Origin of the sequence: Empedobacter falsenii, from assembly GCF_013488205.1 — a bacterium.
Taxonomy (GTDB): domain Bacteria; phylum Bacteroidota; class Bacteroidia; order Flavobacteriales; family Weeksellaceae; genus Empedobacter; species Empedobacter falsenii_C.
On the sequence record NZ_CP040908.1, the window covers coordinates 957,385 to 974,975 of the forward strand.

A 17,591-nucleotide genomic window follows, 5' to 3' on the forward strand; every position below is an offset into this window, starting at 1 on the left:
TTTTGAATTTCTGAAAATTATTTGAAGATAAATCTTTGTAAAATAAAATTAAATAATTGATTATAAGTATTTTGTATTTGTAAAATAATAAACAAGTAAAAGAAAAGGATTTTGGTGAATGATTGAAAAATGATGCAACTAATTTTAAATCAAACATTAAAAAACATCATTATGAGAAAAATTATTTTAGCACTTTTTATAGTTGCTTCTATCACAAGTTGTAAACAATACAAGAGTTCGGAAAGTAATGCAGAATTGGCTGCGGATGCGAAAGAAGAAGTTGCAGTTTCTAATGCCGCAAATCCAGAAGTAGAAGGGAAGACTTTCAAATCGAATGCGTTGATTGAAATGAAAGTAAAAGATGCGATGAAAGATGCGGTTCAAATTGAAGAAAATGCGATTGCACTGAATGGTTTTGTGTTGAATAGCGAAATGAATAATCAAATTTTAGATTCGGATAAAATTGAATTATCGGAAGAAAGTGTTAAGAAAATAGATAAAATTCAACGTTCTTATTTGATTGAATTAAAAGTTCCGTCAAATAAATTGCGCGAGCATGTCAAATTTGCAGTAGAGAAAGGAATTATTATCGATCATATTTTAATTAATAATGAAGAAATGACCTTCGAGAAATATGAGAATGAGTTGAAAAATGAAAACAATAAAGCAGTTAAAATTTCGCAACAAATCGAAAATAAAGTCAACAAAGCGTTGATAAATGATGCGACTTCTTATGCGACTATTGCGTATCAATTATCAGAAGAACCACGAGTTGTAACGAATATTTTACCACAAACCGATCTGAAAGCTTATAGAGAAATCAACTTAGGATATGAGTTAAAACAAAGTTGGAAAGATGGAATGTATTATTTCAAATCAATTTTGATTATTTTCTGTCAATTTCTGCCAACTATTCTTTCGGTATTGTTTTTGTTTTTTAGTATCAAGTATGTTGTGAAAGTAGTGAAGAATAGAGAAACGAAACAAAAAATATAAGTAAATCTCTATTTGTCAAATGAATAAGAAAAAACTGATAATATTTAGGTTTTTGTATTGATTAGAAGTAAAAAAATACTATTTTTGCAATAGAAGCTAGAATAATTGAAATTCTCAGGAGATGGAAAAAATGGTAAAATTTAATGAACTTGAAAACAAAGTTTTAAGTGTTTTAGGCCAACTTGGGAATTATAAAGATATATTGAAGGGCGCTGAAAACTCGATACAAGAATTGGAAAAATTGCAAAATGAAATCAATTCTCTAAAAGAAGAAAATGCCCGATTGAAAAATAAATTGAGAGATTCGCAAGCGAATAACTTAAATTTAAATGAGGAGGTAAAACGATTAAAAGTCGTTAATGCAATGAGCGGAAATCAGGAGTACAAACAAATGATGAAGCAAAGAATGAACAAATTAATAAAAGAAGTCGATACGTGCATCGCTCAAATTAAAACTAATAATTAATAAAAAGAATGTCAACTCAACGAATTGAGATAAAAATTGCTTCACGTCATTATCCAATGACGATTAATTCTGACGAGGAAGAAATGTTACTTTCTTGTGCAGAAGAAATAAATGGTATTTTGAAACAATTTGAACAAAAGTACGCTGTTTCTGACAAACAAGACGCGCTTGCAATGGTGACAATTCAGTTAGCTTTACGCGAAGCAAAGCTGAAAAAGCAAGTGAAAGATAACGAAGAAATGACTACAGAGCGCATTTCGAAGTTATTAGAATTGATTGATCAGTCAATCGCAAAATAAGAGAAGTTCTGACAGTTGTGAAACTGTCCACTAAACAATATTCCTACATTAGTTCTAGCTATTTTGGTTAACTCAACACTAGTTTTGTTACCGAGTGAACACCGTTCGGAAAGCGGGCCGCAACCTTTTAGGTTCATTTATTTGACAGCGGATACTTGATTGACGGACTAACTCAAATCCTGTTTACAGGAGTTAACTCAAAACATACTTTACTAATGTAGGTTTTTTTATATATAAACATTACATAATCTATGGACCCAATTATGACAATAATTATTGCAATTGTTACATTAATCATAGGTGCAGCGGTGGGATATTTCTTATCAAAAAAATCAGTTGATAAACAGAATCAAGAACTGATTGACGAAGCAACTCGCAAAGCACAAAATTTGATTAATGATGCTGAGAAAGATGGTGAAGCCATTAAAAAAGAGAAAATTTTTCAAGCCAAAGAGAAATTTTTAGAATTAAAATCTAAACACGAAGAAGTTGTTAATCAACGTGAAAGAAAAGTAGCTGATGCTGAGCTTAAAGTAAAAGAACGTGAAGAGAGAATCAAAACGGACTTAGCAGAAATTCAGAAACAAAAAGATCAGATTAAATCTGAGAAAGGAAATATACAAGCACGTACAGAAAAGCTTAATATTAAGCAAAAAGAAGTGGATACGATGCACAAAAAACAAGTAGAAATCCTTGAAAAAATTTCGAATTATTCTGCTGATGAAGCACGTGCCGAACTGATTGAAGTCTTAAAAGACGAAGCAAGAACTAAAGCACAAGCTCATATCCAAGAAATTATGGAAGAGGCTGAATTAGATGCGAAAAGCGAAGCGCGTAAAATTGTGATTTCTTCTATTCAACGTATTGGTACAGAGCAAGCTATTGAGAATGCGGTTTCTGTATTTAATATTGAGTCTGACGAAATTAAAGGACGTATCATTGGTCGTGAAGGACGTAACATTCGTGCAATTGAGGCTGCGACTGGAGTTGAGGTGATTGTTGATGATACGCCAGAAGCGATTATCCTTTCTTGTTTCGACCCTGTTCGTCGTGAAATTGCTCGTTTGTCTTTGCATCGCTTAGTAACGGACGGACGTATTCACCCAGCACGTATTGAGGAAGTTGTTGCGAAAACAACAAAACAAATCGAGGACGAAATTATCGAAGTTGGTAAGAAAACAATTTTAGATTTAGGAATTCATGGTTTACACAAAGATTTGGTTCGTATCGTTGGACGAATGAAATATCGTTCTTCTTATGGTCAAAACTTATTGCAACACTCTCGCGAGGTGGCAAACTTAGCAGGAACGTTGGCTGCGGAATTAGGATTGAATCCTAAGTTAGCGAAACGTGCAGGTTTATTACACGATATTGGTAAAGTTCCGGAGCAAGAATCTGAATTGCCTCACGCAATTTTGGGTATGCAATGGGCAGAAAAATATGGGGAACATCCAGATGTAATTAACGCGATTGGAGCTCACCACGACGAAATTGAGATGACTTCTTTAATTTCACCACTTGTACAAGTAGCCGATGCAATTTCTGGTGCTCGTCCAGGTGCTCGTCGTCAAGTTGTGGAATCGTATATGCAACGTTTAAAAGATTTAGAAGCTACGGCTCTTAACTTTGATGGTGTAGAAAAAGCATACGCGATTCAAGCTGGTCGTGAGTTGCGTGTGATTGTAGAAAGTGATAAAGTTGATGATACAAAAGCAGCTGAATTATCGTTCTTAATTTCAGATAAAATTCAAAACGAAATGACTTATCCAGGTCAAGTTCGTGTAACTGTAATTCGTGAAACGCGTGCAGTAAATATTGCAAGATAAAATTTAGAATTTAATCATATTCTTTAGGCAAGTCTACAACAAGGCTTGCCTATTTTTTTGTGTTAAATTATAGAAAATTAATCCAAGTTATAGTTGTTATTTTGATAAAAATTATTAAATTATAACGAATAAAAATATGAAAATAATCGATTAATAATCAGGTAATTAACAACTTGTTGATAACCTTTTTAATTTTTAAGATTACAAAATTTTTAATTGTAAAATCTTATCTTAATTTTGAAAGAATCGATGAGTAATTGAAACGAAAATGTAACCCTATTGAGGTTCAAATTTCTAAATAAAATAAAAGAACCAACTTTAATTTATTTGGAAGAAAAAATCGTTTTTACCAAAGTTTATTAATCTAAAAAGTCCAAAAAACTATGTCTATTTTTGATAAAAGGGTAAATTATAAACCATTTGAATATCCTGAAATTTTAACCTTTACAGAAGCAATCCAAAAAGCATATTGGGTACATGGAGAAGTAGATTTTACTTCGGATATCCAAGATTATCATGCTAATTTAGATGATGCGAAACGCGAAATTCACAAACGTTCTATTTTATCAATTGCGCAAGTTGAGGTAACGGTAAAAGGATTTTGGGGAGATTTGTATCACTATTTTCCAAAACCAGAATTGAATGGATTAGGTGCTACTTTTGCAGAATGTGAGTTTAGACACAGTGAAGCATATTCGCGTATTTTGGAGGTAAATGGTTATTTGGATGAGTTTAATGTAGCCTTACAAAATCCAATTTTCAAAAGCTATAATACGTTTGTTGGCGAAATTATGCGCGACGAGAGCAAATCAATTGTAGAGAAATTATTGTTCTTTGCATTGGTGATCGAAGATAGTTCGTTGTTCTCGAAATTTGCAAATATTTTGGCATTTACACGTTTTGACGGTTTAATGAAAAATACAGCAAACATCATTGCTTGGACATCTACAGATGAGCAAATTCACGCAAATGCTGGGATTTATTTGATTAATAAAATTCGTGAAGAAGGTTTATTACCAGAAGAGTTAGATCAAAACTGGGTAGAAACTGCTGTTCGTGGTTATATCGATCAAGAAGAAATGATGTTGGATTGGATTTTCGAGAAAGGAGAATTTGGTTATTACTCAAAAGCAGATTTATTAAACTATATGAAATACCGTATTGATGAAGCGATTGCTAAAATTGGATATAAAAAAATATTTCATATTTCACAAGAACAATATAAACAGATGGCTTGGTTTGAGGAAGAAGTTTTTGCAAGTAGCTTGGACGATTTCTTCGCAAAAAGACCAGTAGATTATACTAAACACGACAAAAGTATTTCAGCAGACGATTTATTTTAAACCGCCGAAACTTTTCATCAAAAACACAACTATAAATAAAATTATTTAACAATATCACATCATTATAAATTCTAAAGCTATGGAGAATCCAATACCACACGACGACATTCAAAACATATTTTTTGACGGTGAAGCACCAAAATTATGGTGGAAAAACTCTGAATCTGAACAAATTTTGAATAGAGGTTATTTATTGAAAGGAGAAACAGTTGAAGGAGCTATAGATCGTATTACAGCTGCGGCTGCAAAGCGTTTATACAAACCAGAATTGCAAGAATCTTTCAAAGAAATGATAGAAAGAGGTTGGATGAGTTTATCATCTCCAATTTGGGCAAACATGGGAACAGAGCGTGGTTTACCAATTTCTTGTTTCAATGTTCATATTCCAGATAGTATCGAGGGAATTACGCATAAATTAGGAGAAGTTATCATGCAAACTAAAATCGGTGGTGGTACTTCTGGTTATTTTGGTGAATTGCGTGAGCGTGGAGCAGCAATTACAGATAACGGAAAGAGTAGTGGTGCTGTTTCGTTTATGGAATTGTTCAATTCGGCGATGAATGTGGTTTCTCAAGGTTCTACACGTCGTGGAGCTTTTGCTGCTTATTTAGATATTGACCATGATGATATCGAAGAATTTTTGAAAATTAAATCGATCGGAAGTTCAATTCAGAATTTATTTTATGGTGTTTGTGTGCCAGATTATTGGATGCAAGAAATGATTGATGGAGATGCGGATAAACGTCAAATTTGGGCGAAAGTTTTAGAGTCTCGTCAAGAAAAAGGATTACCATATTTATTCTTTACAGATAATGTAAATAAAAATAAACCACAGGTTTACAAAGATTTAGGAATGTCAATTAATGCTTCTAATCTTTGTTCAGAAATTATGTTGCCTTCATCTGCGGACGAATCATTTATTTGTTGTTTATCTTCTATGAATTTAGAATTATACGACGAATGGAAAGATACAGAAGCAGTACGTTTAGCAATTTTCTTCTTGGATGCAGTTTTACAAGAATTCATTGAAAAAACAGAAGGAAATCATTATTTAGAGTCTGCTAATCGTTTTGCAAAACGTCACCGTGCATTAGGTTTAGGTGTATTAGGATGGCACTCTTATTTACAACGCAACATGATTCCTTTCGAAGGAATGGAAGCGAAATTACGTACAACAGAAATTTTCAAGCATATTCAATCTAAAGCAGATAAAGCTTCGGAAGAATTAGCACGTATTTATGGCGAACCAGAAGTTTTAAAAGGTTACGGACGTCGTAACACAACAACTTGTGCAATTGCGCCAACTACATCTTCTTCTGCAATTTTAGGACAAACTTCTCCAGGAATTGAGCCGTTTGCTTCTAATTATTACAAAGCAGGTTTATCGAAAGGTAACTTTATGCGTAAGAATAAATATTTGACTAGATTATTACGTGAAAAAGGAATCGATAACGAGGATATTTGGCGCGAAATCATGTTGAATGGAGGATCTGTGCAACATTTAGAGCAATTGACAAAAGAGGAAAAAGATGTATTCAAAACATTCAAAGAAATTTCTCAATTAGAAATTGTTCAACAAGCAGCGATTCGTCAAAAATATGTAGATCAATCGCAATCATTAAACTTAAATATTCCACCAGATTTACCTGTGAAGGAAGTTAACCGTTTGATGATCGAAGCTTGGCAATTAGGAGTTAAAACATTGTACTATCAACGTTCACAATCAGTTTCTAAGGAATTAGTTGCAAACTTAGTTTCTTGTTCTTCTTGTGAGGCTTAATAGGAAATGATATATGTTATTACAAATCTAAAAATCCGCTCATTGAGCGGATTTTTAGATTTTATGAATTTTTAGATTTAATTATTATCGAACAAAAATTTACTGATTTAAAGTTGTTGAGAAGAACAGCTTTATTAATTAATATTATTGGATGCATTTTAGGTTTGAGTACATTCGTTTCTCAGCTTTTCAATGAAATTTTAATTTATTTATCTTTTGTTTATCCTATTTTTTGCATCATTTTAGTTAGATATTATCGAGGTTTGATCTCAATCGAGCCTGAAATTAGACCAAATCTTCCAACAATTTCTATAGGTTTTATGTGCTCTTGTTTTGGGTTAATCATTAGAACCGCTATAGATTTTAATGTTTTAGATTATAAAAATGTATGGATTCCTTCCATTGTTATCGCGTTATTAATTTTAACAATCTATTATTTAAATCAATTTAAAATATTGATTTGCAACAAGAAAATTTTCGTTTATAATGTTTTTATCATAATATTAATCGAAGTATTTTCTTTTTATTCTGTCATATTCATTAATTGTAAGTATGATAGATCGGCTCCTCAAATTTATGAAACTCAAATTTTGAAAAAAAAAGAATATAGAGTAAAAGGAGGAACAAACTATTATTTAATTATTGAAGATTGGAACAATACATTTATAGAAAAAGAGATTAAAGTAGATTATAGAAAATATTACTCAAGTTTTGAAGGAGAAAGGCTTAAAGTAGCAGAAAGACGAGGAAGATTTGATATAGCCTGGTCTTATTTTATAGAGTAATTAGTAAGCTATTTTTAATAAAGTTATTGATTCATCAATAAAAATAATACATTTTACTTTTGTTTCGCCATCCAGCTTGGCTTTCATATTTCACAAAGTATACTTTTACATCTGCTTGACTGGCTAAATCTACAAAATAGATGTTGAATTTTGCTTGACTTTCATATTTTGTGAAAAACAATTTTCCGTTGTTACTGTCTGCTTTGGAAGAAGAATTTAATTTGAAAACTTTCAAATCTGCTTGTGCTTCTGTCTTTACCACAAATACTTTTACATCAGCCTTACTTTTTAGATTTACACTAAAGACGGTTTGTGCATTTGTTTGTGCAGAAAAAAGTAGAAATGTTATTAAAAGACTTAGTGAAATTTTCATATAATTAAGTGTAAATCAAGTTAACTAAGATAAACTATTTCAGAACAAAAATTAAAAAGAATTACCATTAAATAGAAAATCGATTACATAAGTTTTCGTTATTTCTTAAAATCTAAAACGGATTATTAATCGTCAATCCAATCATCAAATGATCGGTATGCGATGTTTTCTGACTTTGAAGCATATAACCAGCTTCCAAACTAAAAGTTGGCGAAATAACGTATCCAAAGCTTAAACCAAGTCGATTTCTATCAAACGTTTTGTCTTTTACAGCTTGTAAAAAAATTTCGTCATACGCTTTCAAATACCAAGTATTTTCGATTAATTTTGCATTATTTAGCGGAACAGTTGCAGTCAATTGATAACGAAATCTAAATTGTGTATCATTTTCTAAAAAGCGTTCTTCAACACGAAATCGATGCGCAAAATTAAAACGTTGTAACGCATGTTTTGTATTAAATTGTTGATACAAACGATGTTCGTGACTATGAGCATAATCATCTGTAGCAGTAGGAGTTCTGTTTTGAATGTAGGCGTAACCAGCTAAAATTGTATTGTTATTTTCGGTTAAATTGTATCCTATTCCTCCTCGAATCAAAAGTTGTTGTAATTGATCTAAATCTTCGTACGAACGATATTGTATATCCGATTGAAAATTAAAATCTTTATTGATTTTTTGATTGATATTTAAGGTACTCCAAGTCCTAAAATTACTTTCTTGCGCCTGTACACCGAAGTTGGCTAAAACAATAAAACTGGCTAATATTTTCTTCATTCATTCAATTTTAACGAAAATAAAAAAAGACACGAAAACGATTCGTGTCTTTTGTCAGTATATTTAAAATTTATTTTGTTGCCTCTTTAACTTTTGGTAAAATATCTTTCCCAAAAATTTCGATAGATTTCATCATATCCAAATGATTTGGTGCTCCAACATCCATATGAGCAGAAAAGCGAGTTAAACCAAACATTTCTTGATATTTCAAAATACGATCAACCGCTAAAGAAGCGTCTCCAACAATCAAATGTCCATTCGTAGAACGTCCATAGTCAAACTGTGGTTTTGTATATTTTGGCCAACCTCTACTTGCTCCAATTCTATTCATTTGTGCACCATAAATTGGAAAATATTCTTCAGCAACTTTTTCGCTATCCTCTCCAAAAAAAGAGTGCATGTGAACGCCAATTTGCATCGTTTTAATATCATGACCATTTTCGATATAAACTTGTTTATAAATTTCGAACAGATAGTTAAAATCGGCTGGATTGCCTCCAATAATCGCAAAAATAATAGGTAAACCTAATGTTGCAGCACGTACAATTGATGATTTTGTTCCGCCAACAGCAATCCAAATAGGTAGTTTTTCTTGCACAGGTTTTGGATAAACACTTTGATTAATAATTGGCATTCTAAAATTTCCGCGCCAATTGATTACTTCGTTATTATTTAAATCTAAAAGTAAACGAAGTTTTTCATCAAAAAGAGCATCGTAATCGTTTAAATCATAACCGAAAAGAGGGAAAGATTCGATGAATGAACCGCGTCCAGCCATAATTTCAGCACGACCATTCGATAAATTGTCAACACTTGCAAAATCTTGATATAACTTTACAGGATCTGTAGAACTGATGACAGAAACGGCACTTCCCAACTTAATATTTTTTGTAACTGTAGACAAAGCAGCCAAAATAATTTCTGGAGATGAAACTGCATAATCAGGACGATGATGCTCTCCAATTCCAAAGAAATCTAATCCAATTTCGTCCATCAATTTTACTTCTTCTATAATCTCGCTCATACGTTGTTGAGGAGTTTGCGTATAACCAGTTTTAGAATCAATATGTAGATCGCCAAACATTCCTATTCCTAATTCCATACTATTTTAGATTTAGTCAAATTTACGTATAGAATTTTAGATTTAAATTGATGTAGGATAGTTAATAAAATATCAAATTTGTATATTTAATTAATGTATATATTCTGTTATGGAAGAATTTTTAGCAAAATCGGTTCAAAATGATTTGATTTTAATTTGTATATCGATTATAATTGGCGTTTTGATCGGTACGGAAAGAGAATATCGCAACAAATCTGCCGGATTAAGAACATTCATTTTAGTTAGTTTTGGATCTTGTTTGTTTACAATTCTTTCGATCCGAATTGGAGTAGGAAACCCAGATCGATTAGCAGCAAATATTATTACGGGAATTGGATTTTTAGGAGCCGGAGTAATTTTTAAGGACGATAATAAAGTTGCAGGAATTACGACCGCAACTACTATTTGGGCGACCGCGTCGTTGGGAATGTGTATTGGCGCGGGTTATGTCTATTTAGGTTTATTGGGAAGTGTTATCGTTTTGATTATTTTGGTTGGATTAACTTATCTTCAAAATTATATTGATGATTACCATAAAATTAAAAATTATACAATTCTCACAAAGTCGAAAGAGGAATATGAATATTGCCAAACATTATTTAAAAAATTTGATTTAAAATTTTCGGTTGCTAAGCAACATGCTACAGATGGAAATGTTTCTACAACTTGGTTGGTTAGAGGTAAAAGTAAACAACATAAAATGTTGATGAAACAATTATTAGATGATAAAATTATAAAAACCTATCAATTTTAATTAGAATGATAAACCTAACAGATGACAAAAATATTTGGTTAGATGAACCAGAAGACCACGATTTTCCTGCTGCGCAAGATTATTTGGAGTTAATTTTTAAGCCTGAAATAGCTGCTTCACTTGCTCAAAAATTATCGGAAGCCGAAACAATCATAAAAAAATCCAAAGATATTTTCAGAGCGAGTAAATTGAGTTTACTTCCTTTGGAGAATAGGCATGTTCAAGAGAATTTCAAAAAAATAAAAGCAAATAAAAAGCTTTCTCCAATTTTATTGGTGCGATCTGCAAACGAATTAATCATTGCAGATGGTTATCATCGCTTGTGTTGTAGTTATTATTTGACGGAAGATTTGGACGTTCCTTGTCGATTGATTTATGTCGAATAAAAAAGTGAAATCAAACCTTGATTTCACTTTTTTATCTAAATTCTATCCGTGTATTGCTTCTTTATTTCCGTAAGATTGAATCAAATTTCCTTCAAAATCCAACCATTCTTTCCAACGTTTGTCCACATCAACATCAGTGGAAAGTTTTCGAGCAAAATTTAAGAAAGTTGTGTAGTGATTTGCTTCCGAAACCATCAAATCATAGTAAAATTTTGCTAATTCTTCGTCATTAATATTTTGAGATAATGTTCTGAAACGTTCACAACTCCTGGCTTCAATCATCGCTGCAAATAACAAACGATCCACAAAAGCCATATTACGAGAACCATCTTTTTTACAAAATTTCATCAACTGACCAACGTAATCATCTTTGCGCTCGCGACCTAATTTGTATCCACGACGCTCGATAATTTCTACAACCATTTTGAAATGTTGCATTTCTTCGATGGCAATATCTGACATTTCTTGAATAAATTCGTCATGTTCAGAATTATACGCAATCATTGTAATCGCGTTTGTTGCCGCTTTTTGCTCACACCACGCATGATCTGTTAAAATTTCTTCTAAATTTCTTTCCGCAATATCAGCCCAACGTGGGTCTGTCAAAAGTTTTAATCCAAGCATTTTTCGAAAAATATTAAGTCCAAATTTACGAAATTATATTGTTTAAAGATTGAATGTGAAAAATCGTCTATTAAATGATTTTCTTTTCAATCATTTCTAACATCACATCCGATGCATGTTTGAAAGTTGGTGCTTGTTCCGTTAAACTTGCTGCATTTTTTTTGTTCACTTTAAAAATCAAATCTTTTTCAGTTGTAAATAATAAAGCGTTTGTAAATGGATTTTTGATGTAAGAACTCAAAATTAAAAAAGTCTGGTCAACACTATGAAATTGCTCAACTTCTTCAGTTTTATAACGAAAAGTGAAGGCAAAATTGTACTCATTATTTTCTAAAAGATGTAAACGAACAAAAATATTTTTAAGATCAGTATCTCCAATAGTTTTGGCCATTGTCAATTTTGCAAAAGTTCCTTCTTTGATACTTGATTTTACTTGCTCGAAAAATTCTTCAAAAACAGTTTGATAAGACATTTTATATAATTTTAGCTGCAAATTTACATTAAAATAAGCCAATTGGGCGCATAATATTTAATCTTCCGATTAACAAACAGAAAGCGTAATTTTGTGGGATGAAAAAACTTTTAATCATCGGTCAAGTTTGGCCAGAACCAACTTCTTCTGCGGCAGGAACTCGAATGATTCAGTTAATTGATTGTTTCAAAAAAGCTGAGTTTGAGATAACTTTTGCGTGCGCTGCTTCAAAATCTGATTATAGTTTTGATTTGATTTCGAAAGGTGTAAAAGAAGTTGAAATTCAGTTAAATGATGAAAGTTTTGATGATTTTGTCAAAGAATTAAATCCCGAAATTGTTCTTTTTGATCGTTTTATGATTGAAGAACAATATGGTTGGCGCGTTTCGAAAGAATGTCCAAATGCGTTGAAAATTTTGGATACAGAAGATTTACATTTTCTACGAAATGCGCGACAAGAAGCAACCAAAAAAGGAATTGAATTTACAGAAGATATATTGTTTTCAGATTTAGCAAAACGAGAAATTGCTTCAATTTTACGTTGTGATTTATCATTGATAATTTCGAAAAAGGAAATAGAAATTCTACAAAATCAATTTAAAATTGATGAAAAAATCTTGTATTATTTGCCTTTTTTAGAAGAAGAAATTACAGAAGAAAAAATCTATTCTTGGAAAAATTTTGAAGAAAGAGAACATTTTATGTTTATCGGAAATTTTATTCATGAACCTAATTTTAATTGTGTTCAAACCTTAAAAAAAGAAATTTGGCCAATTTTGAGAAAGAAACTTCCAAAAGCTGAATTACATATTTATGGTGCTTATGCAACGCAAAAAGTTTTGCAATTAAATAATCCTTCCGAACGATTTTTTATCAAAAATAGAGCTGAAAATGCACAAGAAACGATGTCAAATTACAAAGTTTTGTTGGCGCCGATTAATTTTGGTGCTGGTGTAAAAGGAAAGTTTGTAGATGCGATTCAAACCGGAACGCCTTCGGTTACAACGACGATTGGAGCAGAAGCAATGAAAGGTAATTTTGATTGGAATGGCTTTGTAGAAGATGATTTTGAAGCGTTTGTAGAGAAAGCTGTTTTGCTTTACAATAATGAGAAAGAGTGGAAAATTGCTCAACAAAATGGAGTCAAAATTCTGAACGAAAATTACAATAAAACTAAATTTGAAACTGATTTTTTAGAGAAAATTAAATCGATTGAAGCAAATTTAATCCAACATCGAAATCTAAATTTTATTGGTCAAATTTTGCAACATCATCATCATCAAAGTACAAAATATATGTCACTTTGGATAGAACAAAAAAACAAAAACCTTCCGAAATAGGAAGGTTTTTTTATGATTTTTAAAGAGGTAAATCGATATTATTGATAATGTAATCTGTATATTCTTTTGAATTTTTTAAGAAATCGTCACTACCAAAATTGACTACTTGATAGATGAAATTTTTTGTCTTAAAAATATTGATTTGTAGATAAACATTAGACTCTAATTCTTCATTGTAATAACTAATTTGTTTTTGAAAAGTTTCTTTTCCTTTACTTGTTTTAAATTGTTTTGTATTTAAAGATTTAAACTTAGGATTACTAGAATAATTTGAAACCGTTATATCCATGTAAGAAGCTAAATCATCAGAAATATTACCTAGTTTTAATTCATCAATATTTTCAGTAATGATAAAACCATAAGCTGTACTGTCGTTATTTTCCCATTGTACTATAGAAAAATCATTTGTACCAATTGTTCGCTGATATCCAGCTGGTAAATTTACAGAGAAAGTTTCAGAGCCAATTATTGTTGACTGCGCATTTGTATTGTTCATAAGACATAACATTAGCGTAAAAGCCAATAAAATTTTCTTCATATAAAGTATTGTTTTTTTTAAAAAATTATAAGTTTTATTCTACTTTGAAGCTATTTACAATTTTGACAAAATCGCTTTTCATTATTTCTTGATTTTCGAAACTGCAATATTGTAAAATCTGATAGACAAATTCTTTCGTTTCGATTACAGTTTGTAGGAAATAAATATGTCCAGATTCGGGATCATTTGTTTCAAATTCGGTATAGGCATAATTGAATCCCTGTTCGTAAGCAACATAAGGTTTTTTGATGTAATTAAACCCTTTTTGTGTTTTATATGGCTCGATAGAATTTAGCGTATAATCAATCATATCCAAATTAGAATCTGCTAATTTTAATTCATCTTTGTGTTCAAAAATCACAAAACCATACGAATTTGGCTTTGGAGCAAGACTTTCAAACTGAATAGTTGCATAATCATTTAACCCAACTGTACGCTGAAAATCTTTCGGAATAGTTAACGCAAATGATTCAGCTCCATGTATTTTCTGTTGAGCAAAAGCGGTAATACATGTAAAAAGAGAGGCGATGAATAACAATTTTTTCATTGGATGAATTTAGATGACGAATATAAAAAAAGCCTTGATTATCCCAAGGCTATAACGTTATTATTTAAAATAAATTGTTTATTTCGTTGAACAAGAATTATTTCCTGATTGACAAGGAGAAGTTCCTTCTACAATTTTAACACCTTCAACTTCTTTTATTTTACCAAAACCTCCAGCAACGTCAATCAAATTTTCGTAACCACGAGCGCGTAAAATTGAAGTAAAAATCATCGAACGATATCCTCCTGCACAATGTACTAAATAGGTTTCCTCTGGATCGATTAATTTCATTGATTCATTGATAAAATCTAATGGAGCTGTAATTGCACCTTCTACGTGAGAAGTTTCGTATTCACCTGGTTTACGAACGTCCAAAACTTTTAATTCAGTTTCGTCAACTAACTCTACAAACTCTTCTGGAGAAACCGAAACAATTTCATCGAAATCTTTTTCAGCTTCAACCCAAGCTTGGAAACCATTGTTCAAAAATCCGATTACATTGTCGTATCCGACGCGAGCCAAACGTGTTACTGCTTCCTCTTCTTCACCAATTTCTGCAATTAACAAAATTGGTTGTTTGATATCTGTAATTAATGTACCAACCCATGGTGCAAAATTTCCTCTAATTCCGATATTGATAGAATTTGGAATAAATCCTGCTGCGAAAGTTTGCGGGTCGCGAACATCTAAAATTAAAGCATTTGTATCTTCCGCAACTTGAATAAATTCGTCAGGAGATAAAGCTTTATTCGCACGTTCTTTCACTACATCCAAAGATTCAACACCCAATTTATTCATCATCACATTTTCTGGAAAATAGAATGGAGGAGGCATTAATCCTGAAGTTAATTCAGTAATAAATTCCTCTTTTGTCATAGTAGGATTCAAAGCATAATTCACTTCTTTTTGATGTCCTAACGAATCAAAAGTTTCTTTACTCATGTTTTTTCCACAAGCAGAACCCGCTCCATGTGCAGGATATACGATAATATCATTAGCTAAAGGCATAATTTTGTTTCGTAAAGAATCAAATAAATAACCTGCTAATTTTTCTTGCGTTAAATCTGTATTTAATTTTTGAGCTAAATCTGGACGACCAACATCACCAATAAATAAAGTATCTCCTGTAAAAATTGCATAATCTTTACCGTTTTCATCTTTCAATAAATACGTTGTACTCTCCATTGTATGACCTGGCGTGTGTAAAGCTGTAATAGTTATATTTCCTAAAGAAAAAACTTCGCCATCAGTTGCGATGTGTGCATCAAAATTTGGTTCAGCAGTTGGACCATAAATAATTGTAGCACCAGTTTTTTGAGCTAAATCTACATGTCCAGAAACGAAGTCTGCATGAAAATGCGTTTCGAAAATGTATTTGATTTTTGCATTGTCTTTTGTCGCTTGATCGATATAAGATTGTGTTTCTCTCAACGGATCAATAATTGCAACTTCACCATTGCTTTCTATATAATAAGCACCTTGCGCAAGACATCCGGTGTAAATTTGTTCAATTTTCATAAGAATGATTTAGTGTGTAAAAATACAAATATTTAAATTTAGAATTTTCCTCTGATGGATGAATTCTGATACTTTTCTTCTATTTAAACTCAAATAAGATTGATAGTTAGCCTAAAATTTATGAATGAAATCATAGGTTATTTGGCAATCTTTTTTAGATTAATAAATAATTCAGTTTTTGCTCTTGGTGGAATAGAATTGTAACAATTTTCCATGACTTTGAAATCAAAATAATCGTTGAAATACGTCTGATATTCAGTTTTATCACCTCCAAAAGGCGGCGTGTCATTTCCGAATTCTCTGTTGAATAATACACCAACTAATTTTCCGTTTTCGGCTAGTAGTTCATTCATTTTGATGCTATAACTTTGACGTAATTTTGGATCTAACGCACAGAAAAAAGTTTGTTCTAAAATCAAATCAAACTCACCATCTAACTCAAAAAAATCTTGATGAAGAACTTTGATATTGGGATTATGTTTAAATTTTTCTTTAATTTTTTCGACTACAATTTCCGAAATGTCAATCAACGTAATATTTGTAAAACCTTGTTCCAAAAGGTATTCTGCTTCGTAAGCATTTCCGCAACCAGGAATCAAAATACGGATATTTTTATCTTCTAATTGATCGATATACTCTTTTAGCGGAGTAGAAGGAGCTTTTAAATCCCAACCAGTTTGATTTGTGGTGTATTTATCGTTCCAAAAATTTTCGTTCAGTTCCATACTTTAAATTATTGAATTATAAATTCTTCGATGAACATAAAAATTGCCATTAAAATAATAAAGATAGCAAATGTTCGCTTTAGAAATTGTACCGGTAAAAATTTGTTGATGTAGGTTCCGACAAGAATTCCAACCATAGAAATTCCAATGAAAACACTCAAGAAACTCCAGTCAATTTTGATGTGTAAAGCATCACCAATAAAAAATCCGATAAGTGAATTGATGGCAATAATTACCAATGAAGTTGCCGAAGCTCTTTTCATATCTAATTTTGCAACCATCATTAATGCCGGAACAATCAAAAAACCTCCGCCAGCACCAACCATTCCTGTTAATCCTCCGATTAAAAATCCTTGAATTAATAAAACAGGATTTAGCTTATCATTTTTCTGATCAATTTGCTCTTCTTTCTTGCCTTTTAGCATAGAAATAGCTGCGAAAACCATTAGAATAGCGAATAAACCAAACATTGCCATTCGACGTGTGACGATAAAATCGCCTATAGAAAATAAATTACTTGGTAGAGCAGGAATTAAAAATGCCCGAACCAATGTAATTCCAACAACAGCTGGTAATCCAAATTGAAAAACGACTTTCCAATCAACCATTTTTTGCGAAGCTTGCTTTATTCCTCCAATCAATCCTGTTGATCCAACGATGCATAATGAATAAGCAGTAGCAATTTTTTCGTCGAAATGAAAAATATACGCTAAAATAGGAACGGCTAAAATAGATCCACCACCACCAAGAACTCCCATAATTAGTCCGATGAAGAAGGCGCCTACAAAACCAAAAAACTCTATAAAATCCATTTTTTTTCTCTCGATTTTTACAAATCTATAGCAAATACAATAACAATTACTATAGGTATATTATGAAATATTGTTGTAAATTAATACAAATGCCTACTAAATCAATAGACGTGTATTATTTTACTTTTTT

Annotated in this window: 20 protein-coding genes; 10 read left to right on the plus strand and 10 right to left on the minus strand. The window is 31.5% G+C overall.

The features are described 5' to 3' along the window. Positions 1–171: 171 nt before the first annotated feature. The 7 genes from FH779_RS04510 to FH779_RS04540 all read left to right on the plus strand — a co-directional run bounded on the left by FH779_RS04510 (position 172) and on the right by FH779_RS04540 (position 7,495). On the plus strand, positions 172–996 hold the full coding sequence (locus FH779_RS04510; protein ID WP_180906218.1) for a hypothetical protein: 825 nt from the start codon (positions 172–174) through the stop codon (positions 994–996). 130 nt (positions 997–1,126) lie between these two features. Continuing rightward, positions 1,127–1,462: a hypothetical protein gene (locus FH779_RS04515; protein ID WP_146810388.1), complete on the plus strand. Its 336-nt coding sequence runs from the start codon at positions 1,127–1,129 to the stop codon at positions 1,460–1,462. An 8-nt stretch (positions 1,463–1,470) separates the two neighbouring features. Then, the gene (locus FH779_RS04520; RefSeq protein WP_038335658.1) at positions 1,471–1,761 is read left to right on the plus strand and encodes a cell division protein ZapA; all 291 of its coding nucleotides are present in this window, start codon (positions 1,471–1,473) and stop codon (positions 1,759–1,761) included. Between the two features lie 251 nt (positions 1,762–2,012). Further along, positions 2,013–3,587 (plus strand): ribonuclease Y, encoded by a 1,575-nt coding sequence (gene rny, locus FH779_RS04525; protein WP_180906219.1) that lies wholly within the window; start codon positions 2,013–2,015, stop codon positions 3,585–3,587. A gap of 383 nt (positions 3,588–3,970) precedes the next feature. Further along, positions 3,971–4,930, plus strand: a complete 960-nt coding sequence (locus FH779_RS04530; protein WP_180906220.1) for a ribonucleotide-diphosphate reductase subunit beta — start codon at positions 3,971–3,973, stop codon at positions 4,928–4,930. Positions 4,931–5,009: 79 nt separating this feature from the next. Further along, positions 5,010–6,710: a ribonucleoside-diphosphate reductase subunit alpha gene (locus FH779_RS04535; RefSeq protein ID WP_180906221.1), complete on the plus strand. Its 1,701-nt coding sequence runs from the start codon at positions 5,010–5,012 to the stop codon at positions 6,708–6,710. Positions 6,711–7,300: 590 nt separating this feature from the next. Next, complete coding sequence (locus tag FH779_RS04540; protein WP_180906222.1) at positions 7,301–7,495, plus strand: hypothetical protein; 195 nt, start codon at positions 7,301–7,303, stop codon at positions 7,493–7,495. A gap of 34 nt (positions 7,496–7,529) precedes the next feature. Here FH779_RS04540 and FH779_RS04545 read toward each other — a convergent pair whose 3' ends face one another. The 3 genes from FH779_RS04545 to FH779_RS04555 form a co-directional block, all read right to left on the minus strand. Further along, entirely contained in the window at positions 7,530–7,868 is a 339-nt protein-coding gene (locus tag FH779_RS04545; protein WP_180906223.1) for a DUF6150 family protein, read from the minus strand. Between the two features lie 112 nt (positions 7,869–7,980). Beyond that, on the minus strand, positions 7,981–8,643 hold the full coding sequence (locus FH779_RS04550; protein WP_180906224.1) for a DUF2490 domain-containing protein: 663 nt from the start codon (positions 8,641–8,643) through the stop codon (positions 7,981–7,983). Between the two features lie 70 nt (positions 8,644–8,713). Then, positions 8,714–9,745, minus strand: a complete 1,032-nt coding sequence (locus FH779_RS04555; RefSeq protein WP_180906225.1) for an Atu2307/SP_0267 family LLM class monooxygenase — start codon at positions 9,743–9,745, stop codon at positions 8,714–8,716. A gap of 109 nt (positions 9,746–9,854) precedes the next feature. Here FH779_RS04555 and FH779_RS04560 point away from each other — a divergent pair, with 109 nt between their 5' ends. Then, the gene (locus FH779_RS04560) at positions 9,855–10,499 is read left to right on the plus strand and encodes an MgtC/SapB family protein (RefSeq protein WP_180906226.1); all 645 of its coding nucleotides are present in this window, start codon (positions 9,855–9,857) and stop codon (positions 10,497–10,499) included. 5 nt (positions 10,500–10,504) lie between these two features. Further along, complete coding sequence (locus tag FH779_RS04565; RefSeq protein ID WP_180906227.1) at positions 10,505–10,885, plus strand: hypothetical protein; 381 nt, start codon at positions 10,505–10,507, stop codon at positions 10,883–10,885. A 42-nt stretch (positions 10,886–10,927) separates the two neighbouring features. Here the strand turns inward: FH779_RS04565 and miaE are convergent, their stop codons facing one another. Both miaE and FH779_RS04575 read right to left on the minus strand, forming a co-directional pair. Then, complete coding sequence (gene miaE, locus FH779_RS04570) at positions 10,928–11,509, minus strand: tRNA-(ms[2]io[6]A)-hydroxylase (protein ID WP_115001228.1); 582 nt, start codon at positions 11,507–11,509, stop codon at positions 10,928–10,930. 70 nt (positions 11,510–11,579) lie between these two features. Further along, complete coding sequence (locus FH779_RS04575) at positions 11,580–11,981, minus strand: hypothetical protein (RefSeq protein ID WP_180906228.1); 402 nt, start codon at positions 11,979–11,981, stop codon at positions 11,580–11,582. Between the two features lie 98 nt (positions 11,982–12,079). On the opposite strand from FH779_RS04575, the gene FH779_RS04580 reads away from it, so the two are divergent. Continuing rightward, positions 12,080–13,321 (plus strand): glycosyltransferase, encoded by a 1,242-nt coding sequence (locus tag FH779_RS04580; protein WP_180906229.1) that lies wholly within the window; start codon positions 12,080–12,082, stop codon positions 13,319–13,321. A gap of 19 nt (positions 13,322–13,340) precedes the next feature. Here the strand turns inward: FH779_RS04580 and FH779_RS04585 are convergent, their stop codons facing one another. The 5 genes from FH779_RS04585 to FH779_RS04605 all read right to left on the minus strand — a co-directional run bounded on the left by FH779_RS04585 (position 13,341) and on the right by FH779_RS04605 (position 17,461). Next, on the minus strand, positions 13,341–13,859 hold the full coding sequence (locus FH779_RS04585; RefSeq protein ID WP_180906230.1) for a hypothetical protein: 519 nt from the start codon (positions 13,857–13,859) through the stop codon (positions 13,341–13,343). Between the two features lie 34 nt (positions 13,860–13,893). Further along, a complete protein-coding gene (locus tag FH779_RS04590) occupies positions 13,894–14,406 on the minus strand; it encodes a hypothetical protein (RefSeq protein WP_180906231.1) in 513 nt (170 codons plus the stop codon). A 78-nt stretch (positions 14,407–14,484) separates the two neighbouring features. Next, complete coding sequence (locus FH779_RS04595; protein ID WP_180906232.1) at positions 14,485–15,924, minus strand: MBL fold metallo-hydrolase; 1,440 nt, start codon at positions 15,922–15,924, stop codon at positions 14,485–14,487. A 137-nt stretch (positions 15,925–16,061) separates the two neighbouring features. Beyond that, positions 16,062–16,649 (minus strand): methyltransferase domain-containing protein, encoded by a 588-nt coding sequence (locus FH779_RS04600; protein WP_180906233.1) that lies wholly within the window; start codon positions 16,647–16,649, stop codon positions 16,062–16,064. An 8-nt stretch (positions 16,650–16,657) separates the two neighbouring features. Beyond that, positions 16,658–17,461: a sulfite exporter TauE/SafE family protein gene (locus tag FH779_RS04605; protein WP_180906234.1), complete on the minus strand. Its 804-nt coding sequence runs from the start codon at positions 17,459–17,461 to the stop codon at positions 16,658–16,660. Positions 17,462–17,591: the final 130 nt, after the last annotated feature.